The organism is Cellulomonas sp. NEAU-ZC6, assembly GCF_056844425.1.
In genome coordinates this window covers 1144335-1162371 of sequence record NZ_JBXFYH010000001.1, presented here as the reverse complement: position 1 = coordinate 1162371, position 18037 = coordinate 1144335, and the positions used below count along the sequence as shown (strand labels likewise).

At 73.8% G+C, this 18037-nt stretch carries 16 protein-coding genes and 1 other RNA gene; 9 read left to right on the top strand and 8 right to left on the bottom strand.

The window, feature by feature from the left end:
- Positions 1-13 precede the first annotated feature (13 nt).
- From AC1050_RS05400 to AC1050_RS05390, 3 genes are read right to left on the bottom strand one after another with little or no spacing between them, the layout of a single operon-like run.
- On the bottom strand, positions 14-766 hold the full coding sequence (locus AC1050_RS05400) for a histidine phosphatase family protein (RefSeq protein ID WP_482386335.1): 753 nt from the start codon (positions 764-766) through the stop codon (positions 14-16).
- A gap of 53 nt (positions 767-819) precedes the next feature.
- A complete protein-coding gene (locus AC1050_RS05395) occupies positions 820-1554 on the bottom strand; it encodes an ABC transporter permease (RefSeq protein WP_482386334.1) in 735 nt (244 codons plus the stop codon).
- The gene (locus tag AC1050_RS05390) at positions 1551-2522 is read right to left on the bottom strand and encodes an ABC transporter ATP-binding protein (RefSeq protein ID WP_482386333.1); all 972 of its coding nucleotides are present in this window, start codon (positions 2520-2522) and stop codon (positions 1551-1553) included. Before AC1050_RS05390 ends, AC1050_RS05395 begins: the two co-directional genes overlap by 4 nt.
- Positions 2523-2788: 266 nt before the next feature.
- Between AC1050_RS05390 and AC1050_RS05385 the strand changes: the two genes are divergently transcribed.
- Positions 2789-3595 carry a TetR/AcrR family transcriptional regulator gene (locus tag AC1050_RS05385; RefSeq protein WP_482386332.1) on the top strand — a complete coding sequence of 269 codons (807 nt, stop codon included), beginning with the start codon at positions 2789-2791 and terminating at the stop codon, positions 3593-3595.
- A 4-nt stretch (positions 3596-3599) separates the two neighbouring features.
- On the opposite strand, the gene AC1050_RS05380 is transcribed toward AC1050_RS05385, so the two are convergent.
- Positions 3600-4112 carry a DUF6328 family protein gene (locus AC1050_RS05380; protein WP_482386331.1) on the bottom strand — a complete coding sequence of 171 codons (513 nt, stop codon included), beginning with the start codon at positions 4110-4112 and terminating at the stop codon, positions 3600-3602.
- A 57-nt stretch (positions 4113-4169) separates the two neighbouring features.
- Complete coding sequence (locus AC1050_RS05375; RefSeq protein ID WP_482386330.1) at positions 4170-4685, bottom strand: GNAT family N-acetyltransferase; 516 nt, start codon at positions 4683-4685, stop codon at positions 4170-4172.
- A gap of 140 nt (positions 4686-4825) precedes the next feature.
- On the opposite strand from AC1050_RS05375, the gene ssrA reads away from it, so the two are divergent.
- The 3 genes from ssrA (at position 4826) to hemW (ending at position 8540) form a co-directional block, all read left to right on the top strand.
- Positions 4826-5192: a transfer-messenger RNA gene (gene ssrA / locus AC1050_RS05370) on the top strand.
- 226 nt (positions 5193-5418) lie between these two features.
- Positions 5419-7299 carry a translation elongation factor 4 gene (gene lepA, locus AC1050_RS05365; protein ID WP_482386329.1) on the top strand — a complete coding sequence of 627 codons (1881 nt, stop codon included), beginning with the start codon at positions 5419-5421 and terminating at the stop codon, positions 7297-7299.
- The gene (hemW, locus tag AC1050_RS05360; RefSeq protein ID WP_482386328.1) at positions 7296-8540 is read left to right on the top strand and encodes a radical SAM family heme chaperone HemW; all 1245 of its coding nucleotides are present in this window, start codon (positions 7296-7298) and stop codon (positions 8538-8540) included. The genes lepA and hemW overlap by 4 nt, the downstream gene beginning before the upstream one ends.
- Before the next feature lie 212 nt (positions 8541-8752).
- Here hemW and AC1050_RS05355 read toward each other — a convergent pair whose 3' ends face one another.
- Positions 8753-9109, bottom strand: coding sequence for a DUF4870 domain-containing protein (locus AC1050_RS05355; RefSeq protein WP_482386327.1), 357 nt, complete (start codon positions 9107-9109; stop codon positions 8753-8755).
- A 160-nt stretch (positions 9110-9269) separates the two neighbouring features.
- Here AC1050_RS05355 and AC1050_RS05350 point away from each other — a divergent pair, with 160 nt between their 5' ends.
- Positions 9270-10298: a DUF2189 domain-containing protein gene (locus tag AC1050_RS05350; protein ID WP_482386326.1), complete on the top strand. Its 1029-nt coding sequence runs from the start codon at positions 9270-9272 to the stop codon at positions 10296-10298.
- Positions 10299-10426: 128 nt separating this feature from the next.
- On the opposite strand, the gene AC1050_RS05345 is transcribed toward AC1050_RS05350, so the two are convergent.
- The gene (locus AC1050_RS05345) at positions 10427-10927 is read right to left on the bottom strand and encodes a hypothetical protein (protein ID WP_482386325.1); all 501 of its coding nucleotides are present in this window, start codon (positions 10925-10927) and stop codon (positions 10427-10429) included.
- Positions 10928-12275: 1348 nt separating this feature from the next.
- Positions 12276-13130 carry a DUF3097 domain-containing protein gene (locus AC1050_RS05340; protein WP_482386324.1) on the bottom strand — a complete coding sequence of 285 codons (855 nt, stop codon included), beginning with the start codon at positions 13128-13130 and terminating at the stop codon, positions 12276-12278.
- Between the two features lie 49 nt (positions 13131-13179).
- Between AC1050_RS05340 and AC1050_RS05335 the strand changes: the two genes are divergently transcribed.
- The 4 genes from AC1050_RS05335 to AC1050_RS05320 all read left to right on the top strand — a co-directional run bounded on the left by AC1050_RS05335 (position 13180) and on the right by AC1050_RS05320 (position 17769).
- Positions 13180-14679 (top strand): MFS transporter, encoded by a 1500-nt coding sequence (locus AC1050_RS05335; RefSeq protein ID WP_482386323.1) that lies wholly within the window; start codon positions 13180-13182, stop codon positions 14677-14679.
- A gap of 55 nt (positions 14680-14734) precedes the next feature.
- Positions 14735-15769 carry a heat-inducible transcriptional repressor HrcA gene (hrcA, locus tag AC1050_RS05330; protein WP_482386322.1) on the top strand — a complete coding sequence of 345 codons (1035 nt, stop codon included), beginning with the start codon at positions 14735-14737 and terminating at the stop codon, positions 15767-15769.
- A 94-nt stretch (positions 15770-15863) separates the two neighbouring features.
- Entirely contained in the window at positions 15864-17000 is a 1137-nt protein-coding gene (dnaJ, locus tag AC1050_RS05325) for a molecular chaperone DnaJ (protein ID WP_482386321.1), read from the top strand.
- A 1-nt stretch (position 17001) separates the two neighbouring features.
- Positions 17002-17769: a 16S rRNA (uracil(1498)-N(3))-methyltransferase gene (locus AC1050_RS05320; protein WP_482386320.1), complete on the top strand. Its 768-nt coding sequence runs from the start codon at positions 17002-17004 to the stop codon at positions 17767-17769.
- Positions 17770-18037: the final 268 nt, after the last annotated feature.

Here is an 18037-nt window from a genome sequence, read left to right as displayed (position 1 = left end):
GGGAGTGCCGGGCTCAGCCCGCGTCCGGCTCCTGCGGCGACCGCACCGGCGCGGCCGTGTCCGGCACCGGCAGCCCGGGCGCGCCCTGCGCGGCGGGGTCGAACCCGAACGTCCGCACGGTCCGGTCGCCGTCCGGCCCGATCCGCACGGTCGAGATGCTCGCGTTCGCGAGCGGCTCCATCGGCACGGTGCCGGCCATCGAGAGGTACGCCAGCAGCGTCACGCCGTGGCTGACGACCAGCACGTCCCCGCCGCCGGCGTGCGCGGCCTCGATCCGGCCGAAGGCGTCCGCGACGCGCGCCAGGTAGTCGGGCGTGCGCTCCGCACCGGGGAAGCCCTCGTACTCACCCGTGAGGATGCCGCCGAACAGGTCCGCCGGGTCGCCGAGCGCGAGCAGCTCCGCCTCGGGCCGGGCCTCCAGGTCGCCGAAGTGCATCTCGCGCAGCCCGTCGTCCGTGGTCAGCCCGACCCCGTCGTGCGGCGCGAGCAGCTCCTGGGCGGTGGCGACGGTGCGGCCCGACGGGCTGGCGTACGCCGCGTCGAACCTGCGGTCCGCGAGGACCCGCGCGGTGGCCCGGACCCCGGCCAGGCCCTCCTCGGTCAGCGGGGAGTCGCACCAGCCCTGCAGCAAGTGCGCGGTGTTGTACTCGGTGCGCCCGTGCCGGACCAGGTACAGCGTGGTGGTGCCGTCCGGGGCGGGCTCGTCGTCGAGCGTGCCGCCGGGGCCGTGCTCCGCCTGCCGGGCGGTGGTCGCGAGGAAGGGCATGCCCGCGATCCTAGGCACGGCCCCGGCACCGGGGCGCGGCCTGCGTCGCCGGCTCAGACCCGGCGGCGCAGCGCCCACGTGGCGCCGGCGACCGCCACGGCGCACCACACCAGCAGCACCACGAGCGACCGGCCCGGCATCGTGAACGTGTCGCTCGCGAGCCCGGACCGGATCAGCTGGGCCATCGGGGCGATGGGCAGCCACTCGTGCGCGGTCTGCAGCCACTGCGGCATCCGGTCAGCGGGGTAGCTGACGGGGGAGAACAGCATGGTGACGAAGACGAGCACCTGGGTCATCAGCATGGCGAGCGTGGGCTTGAGCACGGAGGCCATGCCGTACCCGACGGCCGCCGAGGTCAGCGAGACCAGGAGCGCGGCCGGGACGAACCACGGGGTGACCGACAGCTGCACGTCGAACCGCAGCGCGCCCGCGACCAGGCCGAGCACCATGCCCGGCAGGGCGATCAGCGTCCAGACCAGGAGGTCGCTGACCAGGAACAGCGGCCGCGGCACGGGCAGCGTCCGCATCCAGTCCATGCTGCCCTCCGTGCGGGACTGCGCCACCATCTGCGGCGCCATCACGAGGCCGACGATGATCAGCGTGATGGTCGGCGCCCCGGTGGCGAGGAACAGGCCGGTGGCCGGGTCGGTGTCGCCGACCAGGAGCCCGTAGCCGATCACCGTGGCCACCGACATGAACACCTGCACCAGGACCAGCAGCGGGAGCATCGTCGACTGGCGGCGGAACTGCCACTGGGTGAGCAGCAGGGTCTGCTGGACGGCGGTCACGCGGCCACCCCCGCCCCGACGGCGTCGTCGTCGGCCGCGCGGGGGTGGCCGACCAGCTCCACGTAGGCGTCCTCCAGGGACGCGGGGGTCAGCGCGTACCGCTCGAGCGCCCCCGCGCGCACCTCGGCCTCCGCCCACCGGACGACCTCGGCCGCGTCGGCCGACGGGACGCTCCCGGTGCGGCGCCCGCGCGCGTCGGTGGTCGGCGTCACCGCCGGGTGCCAGTCGACCGGCGCGCCCGGTGCGACGTCGACCTCCACGGTGAGGGTGCCGCGCCGGGACGCGGTCAGCTCGGCGGGCGTGCCGTGCGCGAGCACGACGCCGCCGTCCAGGATGGCGAGCCGGTCGACGACCCGCTCCGCCTCGCGCACGTTGTGCGTGACGAGCAGGACCGCGTGCCCCCGGTCGGCGAGCGCGCGGATCTGCTCCCAGAGCAGCCGGCGCCGGACCGGGTCCACGTCGTTGGTCGGCTCGTCCAGCACGACCAGCCGCCCCGGCCGGACCACGGTCATCGCGAACGCGGTCAGCCGGGCGATCCCGCCGGACACCTTCTCCGCCGGGATGTCCGCCCAGGGGGACAGGTCCAGCGCCGCGATCAGCTCGGCCGTGCGCGCCTGCACCGCCGGGCGGTCGCCGCCGCGGATCCGGCCGACCAGCTCGATCGCCCGGCGGGGGGTGAGCCCCGTGATCGGCACGTTCGCCTGCGCCTGGATCGACGTGCGCTCGCGAGCCAGGTGCGGCTGGGCGATCGCGTCGATCCCGTCCAGCCGGATGCTGCCCGCGTCGGGGAGCACGAGGCCGACCACCTGGTTGACCAGCGTGGTCTTGCCGGCGCCGTTGTGGCCGAGCAGCCCGACCACCTGGCCGGCGGCCACGTCCAGGTCGATGCCGTCGTTCGCCTGCACGCCCGTGCGCCCGCGGTAGCGCTTGCGCAGCCCGCGGACGGTGAGCACGTCGTCCGAGCCCATCGCGTTCCTCCTCGTTCAGATACCGATCGGTACATGCTGGAACGTAGCAGTGCACGTCAGCGGATACCAGAGGGTATGTCGGGCGGTGACGCCTCCATTGGCGCTGCCGGGGGGGGGGGGGGGGGGGGGGGGGGGGGGGGGCGCAAAACACACCCCCCCCCCCCCCCCCTCCCCCTCGACCCCCCTCGTCTCCCTCGCCGTACCCACCCCCCCTCTCCCCCGGCCGCGCAGATACCGACCGGTATGCCGTCCGCTACGATCGGGGCATGTCGCGTTCCGAGCCCCAGGACCACGAGTCGATCGGCGCCGCCACCCGCGCCCTCGCCGACGCGACGGCCGCGCTCACCCGCATGCTCGGGAACCAGGTCGTCCCGGAGGTCGGCGAGGCGATCGCGACCAGCCTCCGCGAGGCCGCCCGGGGCCTGACCGACGCCTCGGAGAACGTCGCCCGGCGGGCCGGTTCCGCGCGCGCCGAGGAGCGCCGCCGGGAGCGCGTGGACCGCACGCGGTCCGACCTGCTCGACGCCGCCGCGCGGGTCATCGCCGCGCAGGGCTACGAGGGCGCGTCGGTGGGGGACATCGCCGCCGAGGCCGGCTACACCAAGGGCGCGCTGTACGCGCACTTCCGGTCCAAGAGCGAGGTCATGCTCGCGCTGGCCCGCGAGCGGCTCGGGATCGCGCTGGCGGACCCCGAGATCGCGCTGCCCGGGATCTCGGACGACGGCGTCGACGTCGACGAGGTCACCGCGTGGCTCGCCGGCACCCTGGAGGACCCCCGGGTGCTGCTGTCCCTGGAGTTCCTGACCTACGGGTTGCGCAACCCCGAGGCCGGCGACGAGCTGGCGGCGCTGCACCGCGCCATGTTCGAGGCCGTGGCCGCGCAGGTGGCCCGGATCCGCACGGGCCAGGGCCGGCCCCGGCCCGACGGGCGACCGACCCAGGACGACCGGGACGACGCGCTGGTCGTGATCAGCGTGCTCAACATCGCGACCCTCGAGGGGATGCTCACCGGCTCGCCCGACACCTCGCCCGAGGCCGCAGCGCGGGTGCTCGCCCGGCTGCTCGCGCCCTGAGCGGTCAGTCGGAGTCGCTGCCGGTGTCGCGGCCCGCCCGCCGGGACAGGCGGACCGGGACGAGCACCCAGACCACCGTCAGCCCGACCAGCACGCTGACGCCCGCGATGACGCCGGCGGCCCGGTCGACGACGACGTCGAACAGCAGCAGCGCCGAGCCCGCGAGGACCAGGGCCAGCATCGCGAGCCCCGTCTGCGCGAGCCGGTCGGCGGAGTCGACCAGCTCCCGCTTGAGCCCCCGGCGGAACAGGATCCGGTGCAGCGACACCGGCGCCACGATGAAGCCGGTGGCCGCCACCGCCAGCACCACCAGCACCAGGTAGACGCCCCGCTGGTAGGCGTCGAGGTCGGCGAACCGCTGCTGGAACGGCACGGTCAGCAGGAACCCGGTCAGGATCTGCACGCCCGTCTGGGCGACGCGCAGCTCCTGCAGCAGCTCGTTCCAGTTCCGGTCCATCCGCTCGGTGACCGTCTCGTGCCGGTCCCGCGCCAGGTCGCTGCTCGTGTGCGCGTCCATCGGTGTGCCCCGTCCTCCCTGCCGCGGCGGGCGCCGGTGCCGGCCCGCCGCGGTGGCTCAGGCCGGTATCGTGCCGCGACCTCCTCGTGCCCGCAGGTCGAGCAGCAGCGTGTCCGACCCGCCGACCCGCCCGACCGCGCGGAACCCGCGGCGCTCGTAGGAGCCGCGCGCCCGGTCGTTGCCGTCCTCGACGGACAGGCTGACCGCGCGGTGCCCGGCCGCGCGCACGGCGGCGAGGCACGCGTCGAGCACCGCGGACCCGACGCCCCGGCCGCGCGCCGGCTCCAGCACCGCGACCGACAGCTCGGGGACGTCGGGGGCGACGAAGCCCCAGCCCGGCGCGTCGGCGGGCAGCAGCCGGACCCACGCCGCGCCGAGCGGGCCGCCGTCGTCGTCCGTCGCCACCACCCCGAGGTCGCCGGGGCGGCCCCAGTCGAGCACGTAGCGGGCCAGGTGCGGGTCGGCGGCGACGTCCTCCGGGCGCACGCGCTGCTCACCGGTCCAGTTCACCGCCGCCGCGACCAGGCCGGTGAGCAGGGCGACGTCGTCCGAGGTCACGGGGCGCAGGAGCATCCCGGCAGTCTGGGCCCCCGGGTCCGCGGCGGGCCAGGGGAATGATCGTGCGCGGGGGTGCGTTGGACCCGTATGCTGGACGCGTCGCGTGCGGCGGCCGGGAGACCGGGCGGCGGGCGGGACGATTGACAACTCCACATGGGGGTGATCGGTTTCGACGGTGATTGTCGAACCAGGAGAAGCGGGCCGAGGACACACGGTTATCTCGCTAACGATCCGTGTAAACCCATAGGTGCCGATAACAAGCGCACCGACTTCGCCCTCGCCGCCTGAGCGAGCCTCGAAGTCCGTCAGCCTGAGCTAGCTTCCGACTCAGTTCCTGGCGTCATCTAGGGAGCCACTGCTCGTAGCCTTCGTCATCGGGGCTGCGGGGACTTTGAGATGACTGAGCCTGTCCACCACTTGTCTGCGTGATGGTGGGGGCCGAGAAAATCGCAGCAGACTGCGCCCGGAGAAGTCCTGGTCCCACGTCATCGGACGCGGGTTCGATTCCCGCCACCTCCACCACGAGTGCCACGAGGCCCGTCCCCACCCGGGGGCGGGCCTCGTCGCGTCCCTGCCCGCAGCCGCGAGGTCGAGGGGTTGCGACGAGGTCGAGGGTTTCCGAGGTCTGTCGCGCGACGAACCCTCGACCTCGGGCTGCGCCGCCCGCACGCGGGAGCGGCGGGGGACGGGCGTCGCGCGGGCATGGGACCATAGGGGCAGTCCCGACCCTGCGAAACCGAGGGAGCTCGTGTCCCCGATCCCCAGTGCCGCCCAGTCCCAGCGCATCGCCCCCGCGGCGACGGCGCCGGAGCTGCTCCGCAACTTCTGCATCATCGCGCACATCGACCACGGCAAGTCGACGCTCGCCGACCGGATGCTCCAGCTCACCGGCGTGGTCGACTCGCGGGCCATGCGCGCGCAGTACCTCGACCGGATGGACATCGAGCGCGAGCGCGGGATCACCATCAAGTCGCAGGCCGTGCGCATGCCGTGGGCGCTGGGTGACACGCCCTACGCGCTCAACATGATCGACACCCCGGGGCACGTCGACTTCACGTACGAGGTCTCGCGGTCGCTGGCGGCGTGCGAGGGCGCGGTGCTGCTGGTCGACGCGGCGCAGGGCATCGAGGCGCAGACGCTGGCCAACCTGTACCTGGCGATGGAGAACGACCTCCAGATCATCCCGGTGCTGAACAAGATCGACCTGCCGGCGGCGCAGCCGGAGAAGTACGCCGAGGAGCTCGCCGGGCTGATCGGCGGCGACCCCGAGGACTGCCTGCGCGTGTCGGGCAAGACCGGCGAGGGCGTCGAGGCGCTGCTGGACCGGATCGTGCAGCTGGTCCCGGCCCCGGTCGGCGACCCGGACGCACCCGCCCGCGCGATGATCTTCGACTCGGTCTACGACACCTACCGCGGTGTCGTCACGTACGTCCGGGTCAAGGACGGCAACCTCAACCCGCGCGAGCGGATCGCGATGATGTCGACCAAGGCCACGCACGAGCTGCTGGAGATCGGCGTCATCTCGCCGGAGCCCGTCGTCACCAAGGGGCTCGGCGTCGGCGAGGTCGGCTACCTGATCACCGGCGTGAAGGACGTGCGCCAGTCCAAGGTCGGCGACACCGTCACCAACGCGAGCAAGCCGGCGAGCCAGGCGATCGGCGGGTACTCCGACCCCAAGCCGATGGTGTTCTCGGGTCTGTACCCGATCGACGGCTCGGACTACCCGGTGCTGCGCGACGCGCTCGACAAGCTCAAGCTCAACGACGCCGCGCTGAACTACGAGCCCGAGACCTCGGTCGCGCTGGGCTTCGGGTTCCGCGTCGGGTTCCTCGGCCTGCTGCACCTGGAGATCATCCGGGAGCGGCTGGAGCGCGAGTTCAACCTGGACCTCATCTCGACCGCGCCCAACGTGGTGTACGAGGTGACGCTGGAGGACCGCCAGGTCGTCACCGTCACCAACCCGAGCGAGTTCCCGGGCGGCAAGATCCGCGAGGTCCGCGAGCCGGTCGTGAAGTCGACGATCCTGGCGCCGAGCGAGTTCATCGGCGCGATCATGGAGCTCTGCCAGGGCAAGCGCGGCGACCTGCTCGGCATGGACTACCTGTCCGAGGACCGCGTCGAGATGCGCTACACGCTGCCGCTCGCGGAGATCGTGTTCGACTTCTTCGACCAGCTGAAGTCCCGCACCCGCGGCTACGCGAGCCTGGACTACGAGCCCGTCGGCGACCAGGTCGCGGACCTGGTCAAGGTCGACATCCTGCTGCAGGGCGAGCAGGTCGACGCGTTCAGCTCGATCGTGCACAAGGACAAGGCCTACGCGTACGGCGTCATGATGGCGTCCAAGCTCAAGGACCTGATCCCGCGCCAGCAGTTCGAGGTGCCGATCCAGGCCGCCGTCGGCTCGCGCGTCATCGCCCGCGAGACCATCCGCGCCATCCGCAAGGACGTCCTCGCCAAGTGCTACGGCGGTGACATCACCCGCAAGCGGAAGCTGCTGGAGAAGCAGAAGGAGGGCAAGAAGCGCATGAAGACCATCGGCCGGGTCGACGTGCCGCAGGAGGCCTTCATCGCCGCGCTGTCCTCCGACGCCGCGGCGCCCAAGGACGCCAAGGACGCGAAGAAGAAGTGAGCCCCGCCCTCCCGGACGGCGACGCCGCCCCGGCGGACGGCGCCCTCCCGGCCTCGGTGCTCGACGGCGCCGACGGTCGCGGGTTCGGCGTGTACCTGCACGTGCCGTTCTGCACGGTGCGCTGCGGGTACTGCGACTTCAACACGTACACCGCGACCGAGCTCGGCGGCGGCGCCTCGCAGGCGTCGTACGCGGACACGGCGCTGGCGGAGATCGCCCTCGGCGCGCGCGTGACGCGCGCGGCCGGGCTGCCGGCGCGACCCGCGTCGACGGTCTTCGTCGGCGGCGGCACGCCCACGGTGCTGCCGGCGTCCGACCTCGTCCGGATGCTCGACGGCGTGCGCGCGGCCTGGGGCCTCGCGGACGACGCCGAGGTGACCACCGAGGCCAACCCGGACTCCGTCACGCCCGAGTCGCTGGCCGAGCTGCGTCGCGGCGGGTTCACCCGGGTGTCGTTCGGCATGCAGTCCGCCGTCCCGCACGTGCTCGCGACGCTGGAGCGCACCCACGACCCGCGCCGGATCCCCGACGTCGTCCGGTGGGCGCGGGACGCCGGGCTCGCGGTGTCGCTCGACCTGATCTACGGCACCCCGGGCGAGACCCTGGACGACTGGCGGCTCTCGCTGGAGACGGCGCTGGCGACCGGGGTCGACCACGTGTCCGCGTACGCGCTGGTCGTCGAGCAGGGCACCAAGATGGCGGTCCAGGTGAAGCGCGGGCTGCTCGCGCTGCCCGACGAGGACGACCAGGCCGCCAAGTACGAGCTCGCCGACGACCTGCTGACCGCGGCCGGCCTGCACTGGTACGAGGTGAGCAACTGGGCCCGCACGCCCGCCGACGCGTGCCGGCACAACCTGGCCTACTGGCGCAACGACGACTGGTGGGGCGTCGGACCCGGCGCGCACAGCCACGTCGGCGGCGTGCGGTGGTGGAACGTCAAGCACCCGCGCACCTACGCGGCGAGGCTCGCGGCGGGGGAGAGCCCGGCGGCCGGCCGCGAGACCGTCGAGGACGAGGCGGCCCGGCTCGAGCGCGTGATGCTCGGTGTCCGCCTGGACGAGGGGCTGCCGGTCGACGCGCTCAGCCTGCCCGCGCGCACCCGGGTCGCCGGACTGGTGGCGGACGGGCTGGTCGACGGCCGCGCGGCGCTCGGCCGCGGGGACGTGCCGGGGCAGCGGGTGCGCCTGACGCGCCGTGGCCGGCTGCTGGCCGACGCCGTGGTCCGCACGCTCGCGGACTGACCGCGGCCGCGCCGGGTCACGCCGGGCTCGTCCCGGGCGCGAGGTCGTCAGGAACGGGCGAGGTCGTCATGGACGGATGACGACCTCGCCGACGTGTGACGACCTGGAGGGCGCCGCGCGGGACGACGGAGGGCCCCGACCCCGTGGGGGATCGGCGCCCTCGCGTCGTCAGTGCTGGTCAGTGCTGGTCAGTGCTGGTCAGCGCTGCGCGGTCACTTCACCAGGCGCAGGGTGACGGGGTAGCGGTGCCACTGGCCCTTGCTGACGGCCACGGCGGCGAGGATGCAGAACACCGCGTTGACGCCCCACACCAGGAACGGCAGGAATTCGAGGAAGAACAGGATCGCCGACGCGATGTACGCGATGGTGACGGTGATCTGGAAGTTCAGCGCCTCCTTGGCCTGGTCCTCCAGGAACGGGCCGCGGCCCTTGAAGACCAGCCAGACGACCAGCGACGGCAGGAAGCCGAAGATGATGCCGCCGAGGTGGCTCAGCAGGGACCAGGTGCGCTCCTCGTCGGGACGCAGCGGCGGCTGGGTGGCTGCGGGCGGCTGGGGGGCGTAGGACATGGGACTCCTCGTCGGATGCTGATCGGCTACGGCGAGCGAAGCGTAGCGGGCGTGTCGACCGTTTTGTCCCGTCTTCCAGGGCGAACGCTTCTTGACACGCTGCCGTCGCCTTGGGTTCGCTGACCCGACGGGCGACGGTCGTCCGCACCAGGAGGACGCCATGACCGAGAACCCCGGCCCCGACCCGGCACGCGACGACGACCCGTCGACGCCGCCCCCGTCCCAGCCCGGTGCGCCCGGGCCCGCGGACCCGCAGCCGGCGGCTCCCGACCAGCCGGGGGGCGGGTACCCGCCGCCCACGACGCCCGGGTACGGCCCCGGCGGGCCCCAGCCGCTCTCCGGTCAGCAGGAGCCGTACGCGCAGCAGCCGCCCTACGGGGCGCAGCCGCCGTACGGCGCGCAGCCGCCCTACGGCGCCCAGCAGCCGTACGGGGCGCCGCAGCAGCCCTACAGCCAGCAGCCGTACGGCCAGCAGCCCTACGGTCAGCCGCCCGCCGGGTACGCCGGTGCCCCCGCAGCCGGCGTCGGCGAGGCGTTCACCTGGGGCTGGGCCAAGTTCACCCAGAACGTCGGCCCGTTCCTGCTCGGGGTGCTCGCGTACGGCGCCGTGATCGTGGTCGTGTCGATCGTGCTGTTCTCGATCACCGTCGGGAGCGTCGCCGTCGGGGTCGACCCGGACACCGGCGAGCTGCGCACCGGAGCCGGCGTCGGCCTGTTCTTCGGGTACCTGCTGGTGCTCGCGGTGATCATGCTGATGGCGGCGTTCATGCAGGCGGGGGTCATCCGCGCCACGCTCGAGGTCGCGAACGGCCGGCTGGCGCAGGTGAGCACGTTCTTCAAGTTCGACGACTTCGGAAAGATCGTCGTCGCGGCGCTGCTGGTCGGCGCCGGCACGGCGGTCGGCTACCTGCTGTTCGTGATCCCGGGCATCGTGTTCGCGTTCTACGCCCAGTTCACGCTCTTCTACGTCATCGACAAGCGGATGTCGCCGGTCGACGCCCTCAAGGCCAGCTTCACGCTGGTGAACCGGAACCTCGGCACGGTCGTGGTGCTGTTCCTCGCCGTGTACGCCGCCAACCTGATCGGCAGCGCGTTGTGCGGCGTCGGCCAGCTGGTGTCGTTCCCCCTCGGCCTGCTCGCGACGACGTACCTGTACCGCCGGCTGCAGGACGAGCCCGTCGCGCCGTGACGCACCGGCACGGGCAGACCGACGGCGCCGCATCCTTCGGGTGCGGCGCCGTCCGCGTCCGCTCGCTCACCTCGCGCAGCCTGCCTCGCTGTTGCTCGGATGGCCCTCTGCAGGCGCGTGCGCCGCTGTCACGTCTGCCCGACCGGCGGGCCGTGACGCTCGCGGTGACGGCGAGAGCTCTCCTCCAGAAGCCACCGGCGATGCGCGTCGTCCACCGGCTGGAGGACGACGGCGGGAGGCGTGGGAGGCTCCCACTGCTGGGTGCGGGCCCACGATGTCGCGAACCGCGACCCGGTGGCGAGAGCCACGGGCTCCGTAGGCCCGGCTGGCCAGGACTGCAGCAGATAGCGCTCCCGTGGCCGAGTGGCGACACCGTCGAACTCCGCGTCCCGGTCACACGCGTGGACACGGAAGCGGTACCAACCGGGGCCGACGCTGTCGAGACGCAGTTCCGGCGGCGGGTCGCCCTCGAACGGCCCCGCCACCACGACAGGTTCGCGCCCGGCCTCGAGGCTCACCTCGACGACGTCCTGCCATCCCGGCTCGATGCCGCGGGGCACCTGGAGCGGTTCCACGGTGACGTGGACCGGCCCCATCGCCACGCCCGTTAGCACGCGCACCGGAGCCACGCGAAGTCCGCTGACGAGGCCGCCGACGGCATCTGATCGGTGCCGGTGGGCCCGTGCGTGGCGGATCTCGATCCCTCGGAGGTCGGCACGCGCGACGTAGTGGGATGCCGGTGAATGCCCCCTCCCAGGACGAGGCGAACGGGTACTCGTCGCAGGTCAGACCGTCAGGCCGCTCGAAGGCGGCGTTGTGGGGACAAGCGGTGTCGCGGTTGCGCTGGATCAACGCGTCGTCCGTCAGACGGTGCAACGGCCGACCGGAGTACCAGGACCCCGGCAGCCCGCTGAACTCGGCGTTGAGCAGGTGGTATCCGAAGGTCGGCCACTGGCCGTACGAGTAGACGAGCTCGACTGCGGTTTCTGGGATCACGCACCCGGACGTCATAGAGCCCCGCAGCGCTTGGTCGCACCGCACCGTCGGAGCACCGCCCCAGTAGCCGTTCACGACGTTCTGCGCGGTCGGACTGTCGATGACCACGCTCCACGAGGGAACGGCTTGGCTGATACCCCCAGGCAGCACGGGCGACGAGAAATGAGCCTCGCCGTTGGCGTTCTCGTGCAGTCGCGGGATCTGGATCGGGAAGGAGGACGTCTCCGTGGTGCAGCCTCCCGTGCACGTCGCCACACCGGAGAATCTCGTGCCCGCTGCCTCTCCCCGGATCGTGTTGGGTGAGAGCTGGATCTGCGTGGCCCAGTCCGTCATGTTCGTCGAGGTGTATGTGTAGCGGTAGACGCTGAGCGCCATAGCACCGACTTCGGTGGTGACGTTGCCGGAGGTCCGGGTGATGCTGAGGTAGGCGTCGTAGATGCCGCATGCCTCGGTTCGGGTCTGGTGCATGACGTTCCGCTCGGAGGCCAGGCACCACGCTGGGAACTGCTGGATGGCACGACCGGACGGGATCGGCCCCACCGGGGGTGCGTCCGCGCCCACCGTCATGCACACCTGCGTTCCGATGCCATCCGCTTCGGAGCACTGGGTGCCTGACCCAGAGCGGAGTACCGAAACGTTCGCGCTGGTGACGTGGGTGTCGACGCGTACGCCTTCCTCGCCGGTCTCGGAGGTCACGGTGGCGGCTGCGGCCTCGACGGGCGGTGGTTCTTCTGCGCCGGCTGTCACTTGTGCAGGAAAGAACAGGGCGACCGTCGCCGAGACGCTGACCAGAAGACGAGTCTGTGCCCGCATGGATGTGGCTCCCTAGGCCGGTGATCTGGCCCCCCGGGGCAACAGGCTGGCGGCTGCCGGGGCCACAACGCCATAGGCCGATGGTCCCGACGCCCGCCGGGCAGCGGCGGGGGCGGGCGGTCGGGTCACGGCGGGCGCCCGGCCGGGCGTAGGCCGGGCGTCATCCCCTCAGGGCGCGGTGACGAAGTCGATGAGCTCCTCGACCCGGCCGAGCAGCGACGGCTCCAGGTCGGCGTAGCTGCGCACGCTGCGCAGGATCCGCTGCCAGGCGCGGGCGACGTCCGCCTGGTCGTCGGCGGGCCAGCCGAGCTCGCGCAGGATGCCGCGCTTCCACTCGGTGCCGCGCTCGATCGTCGGCCACGCGGTCAGCCCCACGCGCGCCGGCCGCACGGCCTGCCATACGTCGACGTAGGGGTGGCCGAGCACCAGCAGCGTGCCGGCGGGCACGGCGCGCACCGCCTCGTCGGCGATGCGCTGCTCCTTGGACCCGGGCACCAGGTGGTCGACCAGCACGCCGACCCGCTTGCCCGGGCCCGGCCGGAAGTCGCGCAGCGCGTCGACCAGGTTGTCGACGCCGTCCAGCAGCTCCACCACGACGCCCTCGGCGCGCAGGTCGTCGCCCCAGACCTTCTCCACCAGCTCGGCGTCGTGCTTGCCCTCGACCCAGATCCGGCTGCCGATGGCGACCCGGGCGCGCTGGTCGGCCGCGGCGAGCGAGCCGGACGCGGTGCGCTTCGGGCCGGTCGCCGCCGGGGCGGCCTTCGGGGCGGTCAGCTCGACCGGCTTGCCGTCCACCCAGAACCCGGGGCCGAGCCGGAACGTGCGCGTCTTGCCGTGCCGGTCCTCGAGGACGACGACGTGCTCGCCGCCGGACTTCTCGACGCGGACCACGGCGCCGACCCAGCCGGTGGTGACCTCCTCGACCACCAGGCCGCGCTCGGCCGCGACCGGCTGCGAGGTCGGGCGGCGGTGCGTGCGGGGGGAGGCGGCGGCGAGGACGTCGGGTCCGTAACGGTCGGTCACGCGCGGCAGCCTAGGTGCCGACCCCGCGCCGCCGTGGTACGACACGACGGTGACGTCCAGCCCCGCACCCCGTCCGGCGACCGACCGGTCCACCGCCCCCGAGCCCGACCCGCACCGCTGGCGGGCGCTCGGCGTCTGCCTCGCCATCGGGTTCATCACGATGCTCGACGTGTCGATCGTGAACGTCGCGCTGCCGTCCATCGAGCGGAGCCTGGACGCCGGAGCGAGCCAGCTGCAGCTGATCGTCGCCGGCTACACGCTGGCGTTCGGCCTGGTGCTGGTCCCCGCCGGCCGACTCGGCGACGCGCGCGGCCGGCGCGGCCTGTTCCTGGTCGGCCTGTCCGGGTTCGCGCTGACCAGCCTGGGCGCCGGGCTGGCCCCCTCCGACGAGGTGCTGGCCGCGATGCGGCTGCTGCAGGGCGTGAGCGCGGGGCTGCTGAACCCGCAGGTGGTCGGCACCATCCAGCAGCTGTTCACCGGGTACGAGCGCGGCAAGGCGTTCGGCTACTTCGGCGCGACCATCGGGGTCTCCACGGCGATCGGCCCGCTGCTCGGCGGGATCATCATCCAGCTGGCCGGTGCCGAGCACGGCTGGCGGTGGGTGTTCTTCGTCAACGTCCCGGTGATCGCCGTGGTGCTGCCGCTGGCCGTGCGGTTCCTGCCGCGCGGGGCGGTCGGGGCGCCCCGCGGGATCGCCGGGCCGGGCGGCCGGCCGCGGCTCGACGTGCCGGGCCTGGTGCTGATCGCGCTCGCGACCGCCGCCGTGATGGTGCCGTTCGTCACGACGACGGGGGAGGGCGGCGACGACCCGGCCCGCTGGTGGTGGCTGGCCGTCGCCGCGGTGCTCGCGGTCGCGACCGTGCTGTGGGAGCGCCGGTACCAGCGCCGTACGGGCGCCGCCGTGCTGGACCCGCGGGTGCTCGGCGAGCCGTCCTTCCGCAACGGCGCGCTGCTCGGCATGGCGTACTTCGCGGGGTTCACCGCCGTGTTCCTGGTCACCACGCTGTACCTGCAGCAGATCGCCGGCTTCACCCCGCTGCAGGCCGGGCTGGTCGGCATGCCGTTCGCCATCGCGTCGGCCGTGGCCGCGCAGCAGTCGGGGCGCCTGGTCGGCAGCCACGGCCGCGCCGTCGTCGTGGTGGGCCTGGCGTTCGTGGTCGTCGGCCTGATCGGCACGGATCTCGCCATCCGCCTGGTGGACCCGCCGGCGGTCGGGTTCGTGGTGGCGGCGACGCAGATGGTCGCGGGCGCCGGCAGCGGCCTGGTGATCGCGCCGAACCAGACGCTGACCCTCGCCAAGGTGCCCCTGGACCGCGCGGGCGTCGCCGGCAGCATGCTGCAGGTCGGCCAGCGCGTCGGCTCCGCGCTGGGCGTCGCGGTGGCGCTGTCCACCTACTACGCGGCGCTGACGTCCGGCCTGGAGGGCGGTGCCGCGGCCGGCCGCGCCCTGCTCATCACGGTCGTCCTGGTGTCCGTCGCGCTGGTGATCGGCGTCGTGGACCTGGTCGGCCGGCGCCGCGACGCCGCGAACGCTCCCGCGGACGCGTAGAATTGGCACTCGGTCGGAGCGAGTGCCAGCAGCGGCTGGCGTCGGGGAGGTGGCGATGAGCGAGGACCGCAGGCTGGACGTGCTGCGAGCGATCGTGGAGGACTACGTCGCGACCCGTGAGCCGGTCGGCTCCCGCGCGCTGGTGGAGCGGCACTCCCTCGGGGTGTCGCCCGCGACGATCCGCAACGACATGGCGGCGCTGGAGGAGTCCGGCTACATCGTGCAGCCGCACACCTCCGCCGGCCGGGTGCCGACCGACAAGGGCTACCGGCTGTTCGTCGACCGGCTCGCGACCGTCAAGCCGCTGTCCGCGCCCGAGCGGCGCGCCATCGAGGCCTTCATGGAGGACGCGGCCGACCTGGACGACGTCGTCGACCGCTCGGTGCGGCTGCTCGCGCAGCTGACGCACCAGGTCGCCGTCGTGCAGTACCCGTCGCTGCGCCGCACCGCGCTGCGGCACGTCGAGCTGGTCCCGGTCGGCGAGCGGCACCTGCTGGTCGTCATCATCACCGACCACGGCCGCGTCGAGCAGCGCACCCTCGAGCTCGCGGACACCCTCGACGTGACCGTCGTGCACCGCCTGCGCGCCCGGCTGAACGTCGCCGCCGCGGGCCGCCGCCTCGCCGAGCTCGAGACCGTGCTCGCCGACCTCGCCGACGACTTCCTGCCCGCCGACGCGCCGCTGGTGCGGGCCGTGGTCGGGGTCGTGGAGGACACGCTGGCCCGCGAGAGCGAGGAGCGCGTCGTGCTGGCCGGCACCGCGAACCTCGTGCGCGGCGGCGGGACCGACTTCGCGCACACCATCAGCCCGGTGCTCGAGGCGCTCGAGGAGCAGGTCGTCCTGCTGCGCCTGCTCGGCGAGATGGCCGAGGACGAGGCCGCGGTCTCCGTCCGGATCGGCCGCGAGACCCAGCACGAGGGGCTGCTCGAGACCAGCTTCGTGACCACCGGGTACGGCGGGCCCGACGACGGCGGTGGCACCGCGGTCGCCCGGATCGGCTCCGTCGGACCCCTGCGCATGGACTACCCCGGGACCATCGCGACGGTGCGCGCCGTCGCCCGCTACCTGTCCCGCATCCTCGCCGGGTGAACGGCCCGTGGGCACCGAACGGCGCCCGTGCACGTTCAGCAGGCACCACCGACCCGCGCACGCGCGCGCGACCGACCCGCACAGGAAGTGACGAGTGAGCGACTACTACGAGGTCCTCGGCGTCGACCGTGACGCCACGCCCGAGCAGATCAAGAAGGCGTACCGCCGGCTCGCGCGCGAGCTGCACCCGGACGTCGCCGGGGCGGAGGCGGGGTCGGAGGACCGGTTCAAGGACGTCTCCCGCGCGTACGAGGTGCTGTCCAACCCCGAGAAGCGCCGCATGTACGACATGGGCGCCGACCCGTCGTCCCCCGGGGGCGGCATGGGCGGCGGCGCCGGCGCGTTCGGCTTCCAGGACATCTTCGAGACGTTCTTCGGCGCCGCCGGGGGCGCGGGCGCGCAGCGCGGCCCCATCCCGCGCGCACGCCGCGGCCAGGACGCCCTGGTCCGCCTGGACATCGACCTGGCCGAGGCGACCTTCGGCACGCACCGCGAGGTGCCCGTCGAGACCGCCGTCGTCTGCCCGACCTGCGACGGCTCCTGCTGCCGCCCCGGCACGTCGCCGCGCACCTGCGACGTCTGCGGCGGCCGCGGCACGGTCCAGCGCGTGGCCCGGTCGTTCCTCGGCCAGGTCATGACCTCGCAGCCGTGCGCCGCGTGCCACGGCTTCGGCACCGTCATCCCCGAGCCCTGCACCGAGTGCGCCGGCGAGGGTCGCGTCCGCTCGCGCCGCACGCTCGAGGTCGACGTCCCCGCGGGCGTCGACACCGGCACCCGGATCAAGCTCACCGCGCAGGGCGAGGTCGGCCCCGCCGGCGGCCCGGCGGGCGACATCTACCTCGAGGTGCGCGAGCGCCGGCACGACACGTTCATCCGCGAGGGCGACGACCTGCACTGCACGCTGCCGGTCCCGATGACCGCCGCCGCGCTGGGCACCGTGCTGACCCTCGACACCCTGGACGGCCCGCAGGAGGTCGACCTGCGCCCCGGCACGCAGCCGGCCCAGGTCGTCACGCTGCGCGGGCTCGGCGTCGGCCACCTGCACGCCGGCGGCCGCGGCGACCTGCACGTGCACGTCGACGTCCAGGTCCCCACCTCGCTGGACGACGAGCAGACGGACCTGCTGCGCCGGCTCGCCGTGCTGCGCGGCGAGGAGCGTCCCGACGCGCGGCTGTCGGCGTCGGGCGGCGGCGTGTTCGCCAAGCTGCGCGACAAGCTCTCCGGGCGCTGACGTGACCGCACCGGTCTTCCTGGCCGAGCCGGGTTCCCTCGGCGCGCTCGCGGCCGGCGGGTCCTACGTGCTGGACGGCACCGAGGGCCGGCACGCCGGCGTCGTGCAGCGGCGCGCGCCGGGGGAGCGGGTCGACGTGGTCGACTGCGCGGGCACCCGGCTGGTCGGGGAGATCGCGTCCGTCGGGCCCGAGGGCGTGCACCTGCGGGTCCGCGAGGTCGTCGTCGAGCCGGTGCCGGCCCCGCGGCTGGTGCTGGTGCAGGCCCTGGCCAAGGGCGACCGGGACGAGATGGCCATCGAGGCCGCGACCGAGGTCGGCGCCGACGCGGTCGTCCCGTGGCAGGCCGAGCGGTCCATCGTGGTGTGGCGCGGCGACCGGGCGGCCAAGAGCCGCGCGCGCTGGCTCGGCACCGTGCGCACCGCGGCCAAGCAGGCCCGGCGCGCGCACGTGCCGTCGGTCGACGTCGCGCTCGACTCCGGCGCGCTCGCCCGGCGGGCGCGCGAGGTGGTCGCCGCCGGCGGGTCGGTGCTGGTGCTGCACGAGGAGGCGACCGTGCCCCTGGCCGAGGCCGCGCTGCCCGCCGCCGGCGTCGAGGCCGACGTGCTCGTCGTGGTCGGGCCCGAGGGCGGCATCTCCGCGCGCGAGGTGGACCTGCTGGTCGAGGCGGGCGCGGTCACCGTGCGGCTCGGGCCGCACGTGCTCCGCACGTCGACCGCGGGACCGGTCGCGCTGGCGCTGCTCGCGCAGCGGCTCGGCCGCTGGGGCTGAGCCCGGCCGCGCGGGCCGCTCCCGCCCGCTCGCTTGGAGCCCGCACGCGCCTGCGTCCACGCGCCCGCTCGCGCCCGGCCGCAGGCGTCGAGTGTCCAGGAACTCGGCCGATCTGGGCGATATGTCCGCGAGCTTGTGGACTTTCAACGCGCACGGACGCGTGCGCGTGGACCCGGTACGCACGGACGGGCCCGGGGGGGGGGGGGGGGGGGGGGGGGGGGTTGGGGTTGTTGGGGGGGGGGGGGGGTGACCGGGGAGGCGAACACCT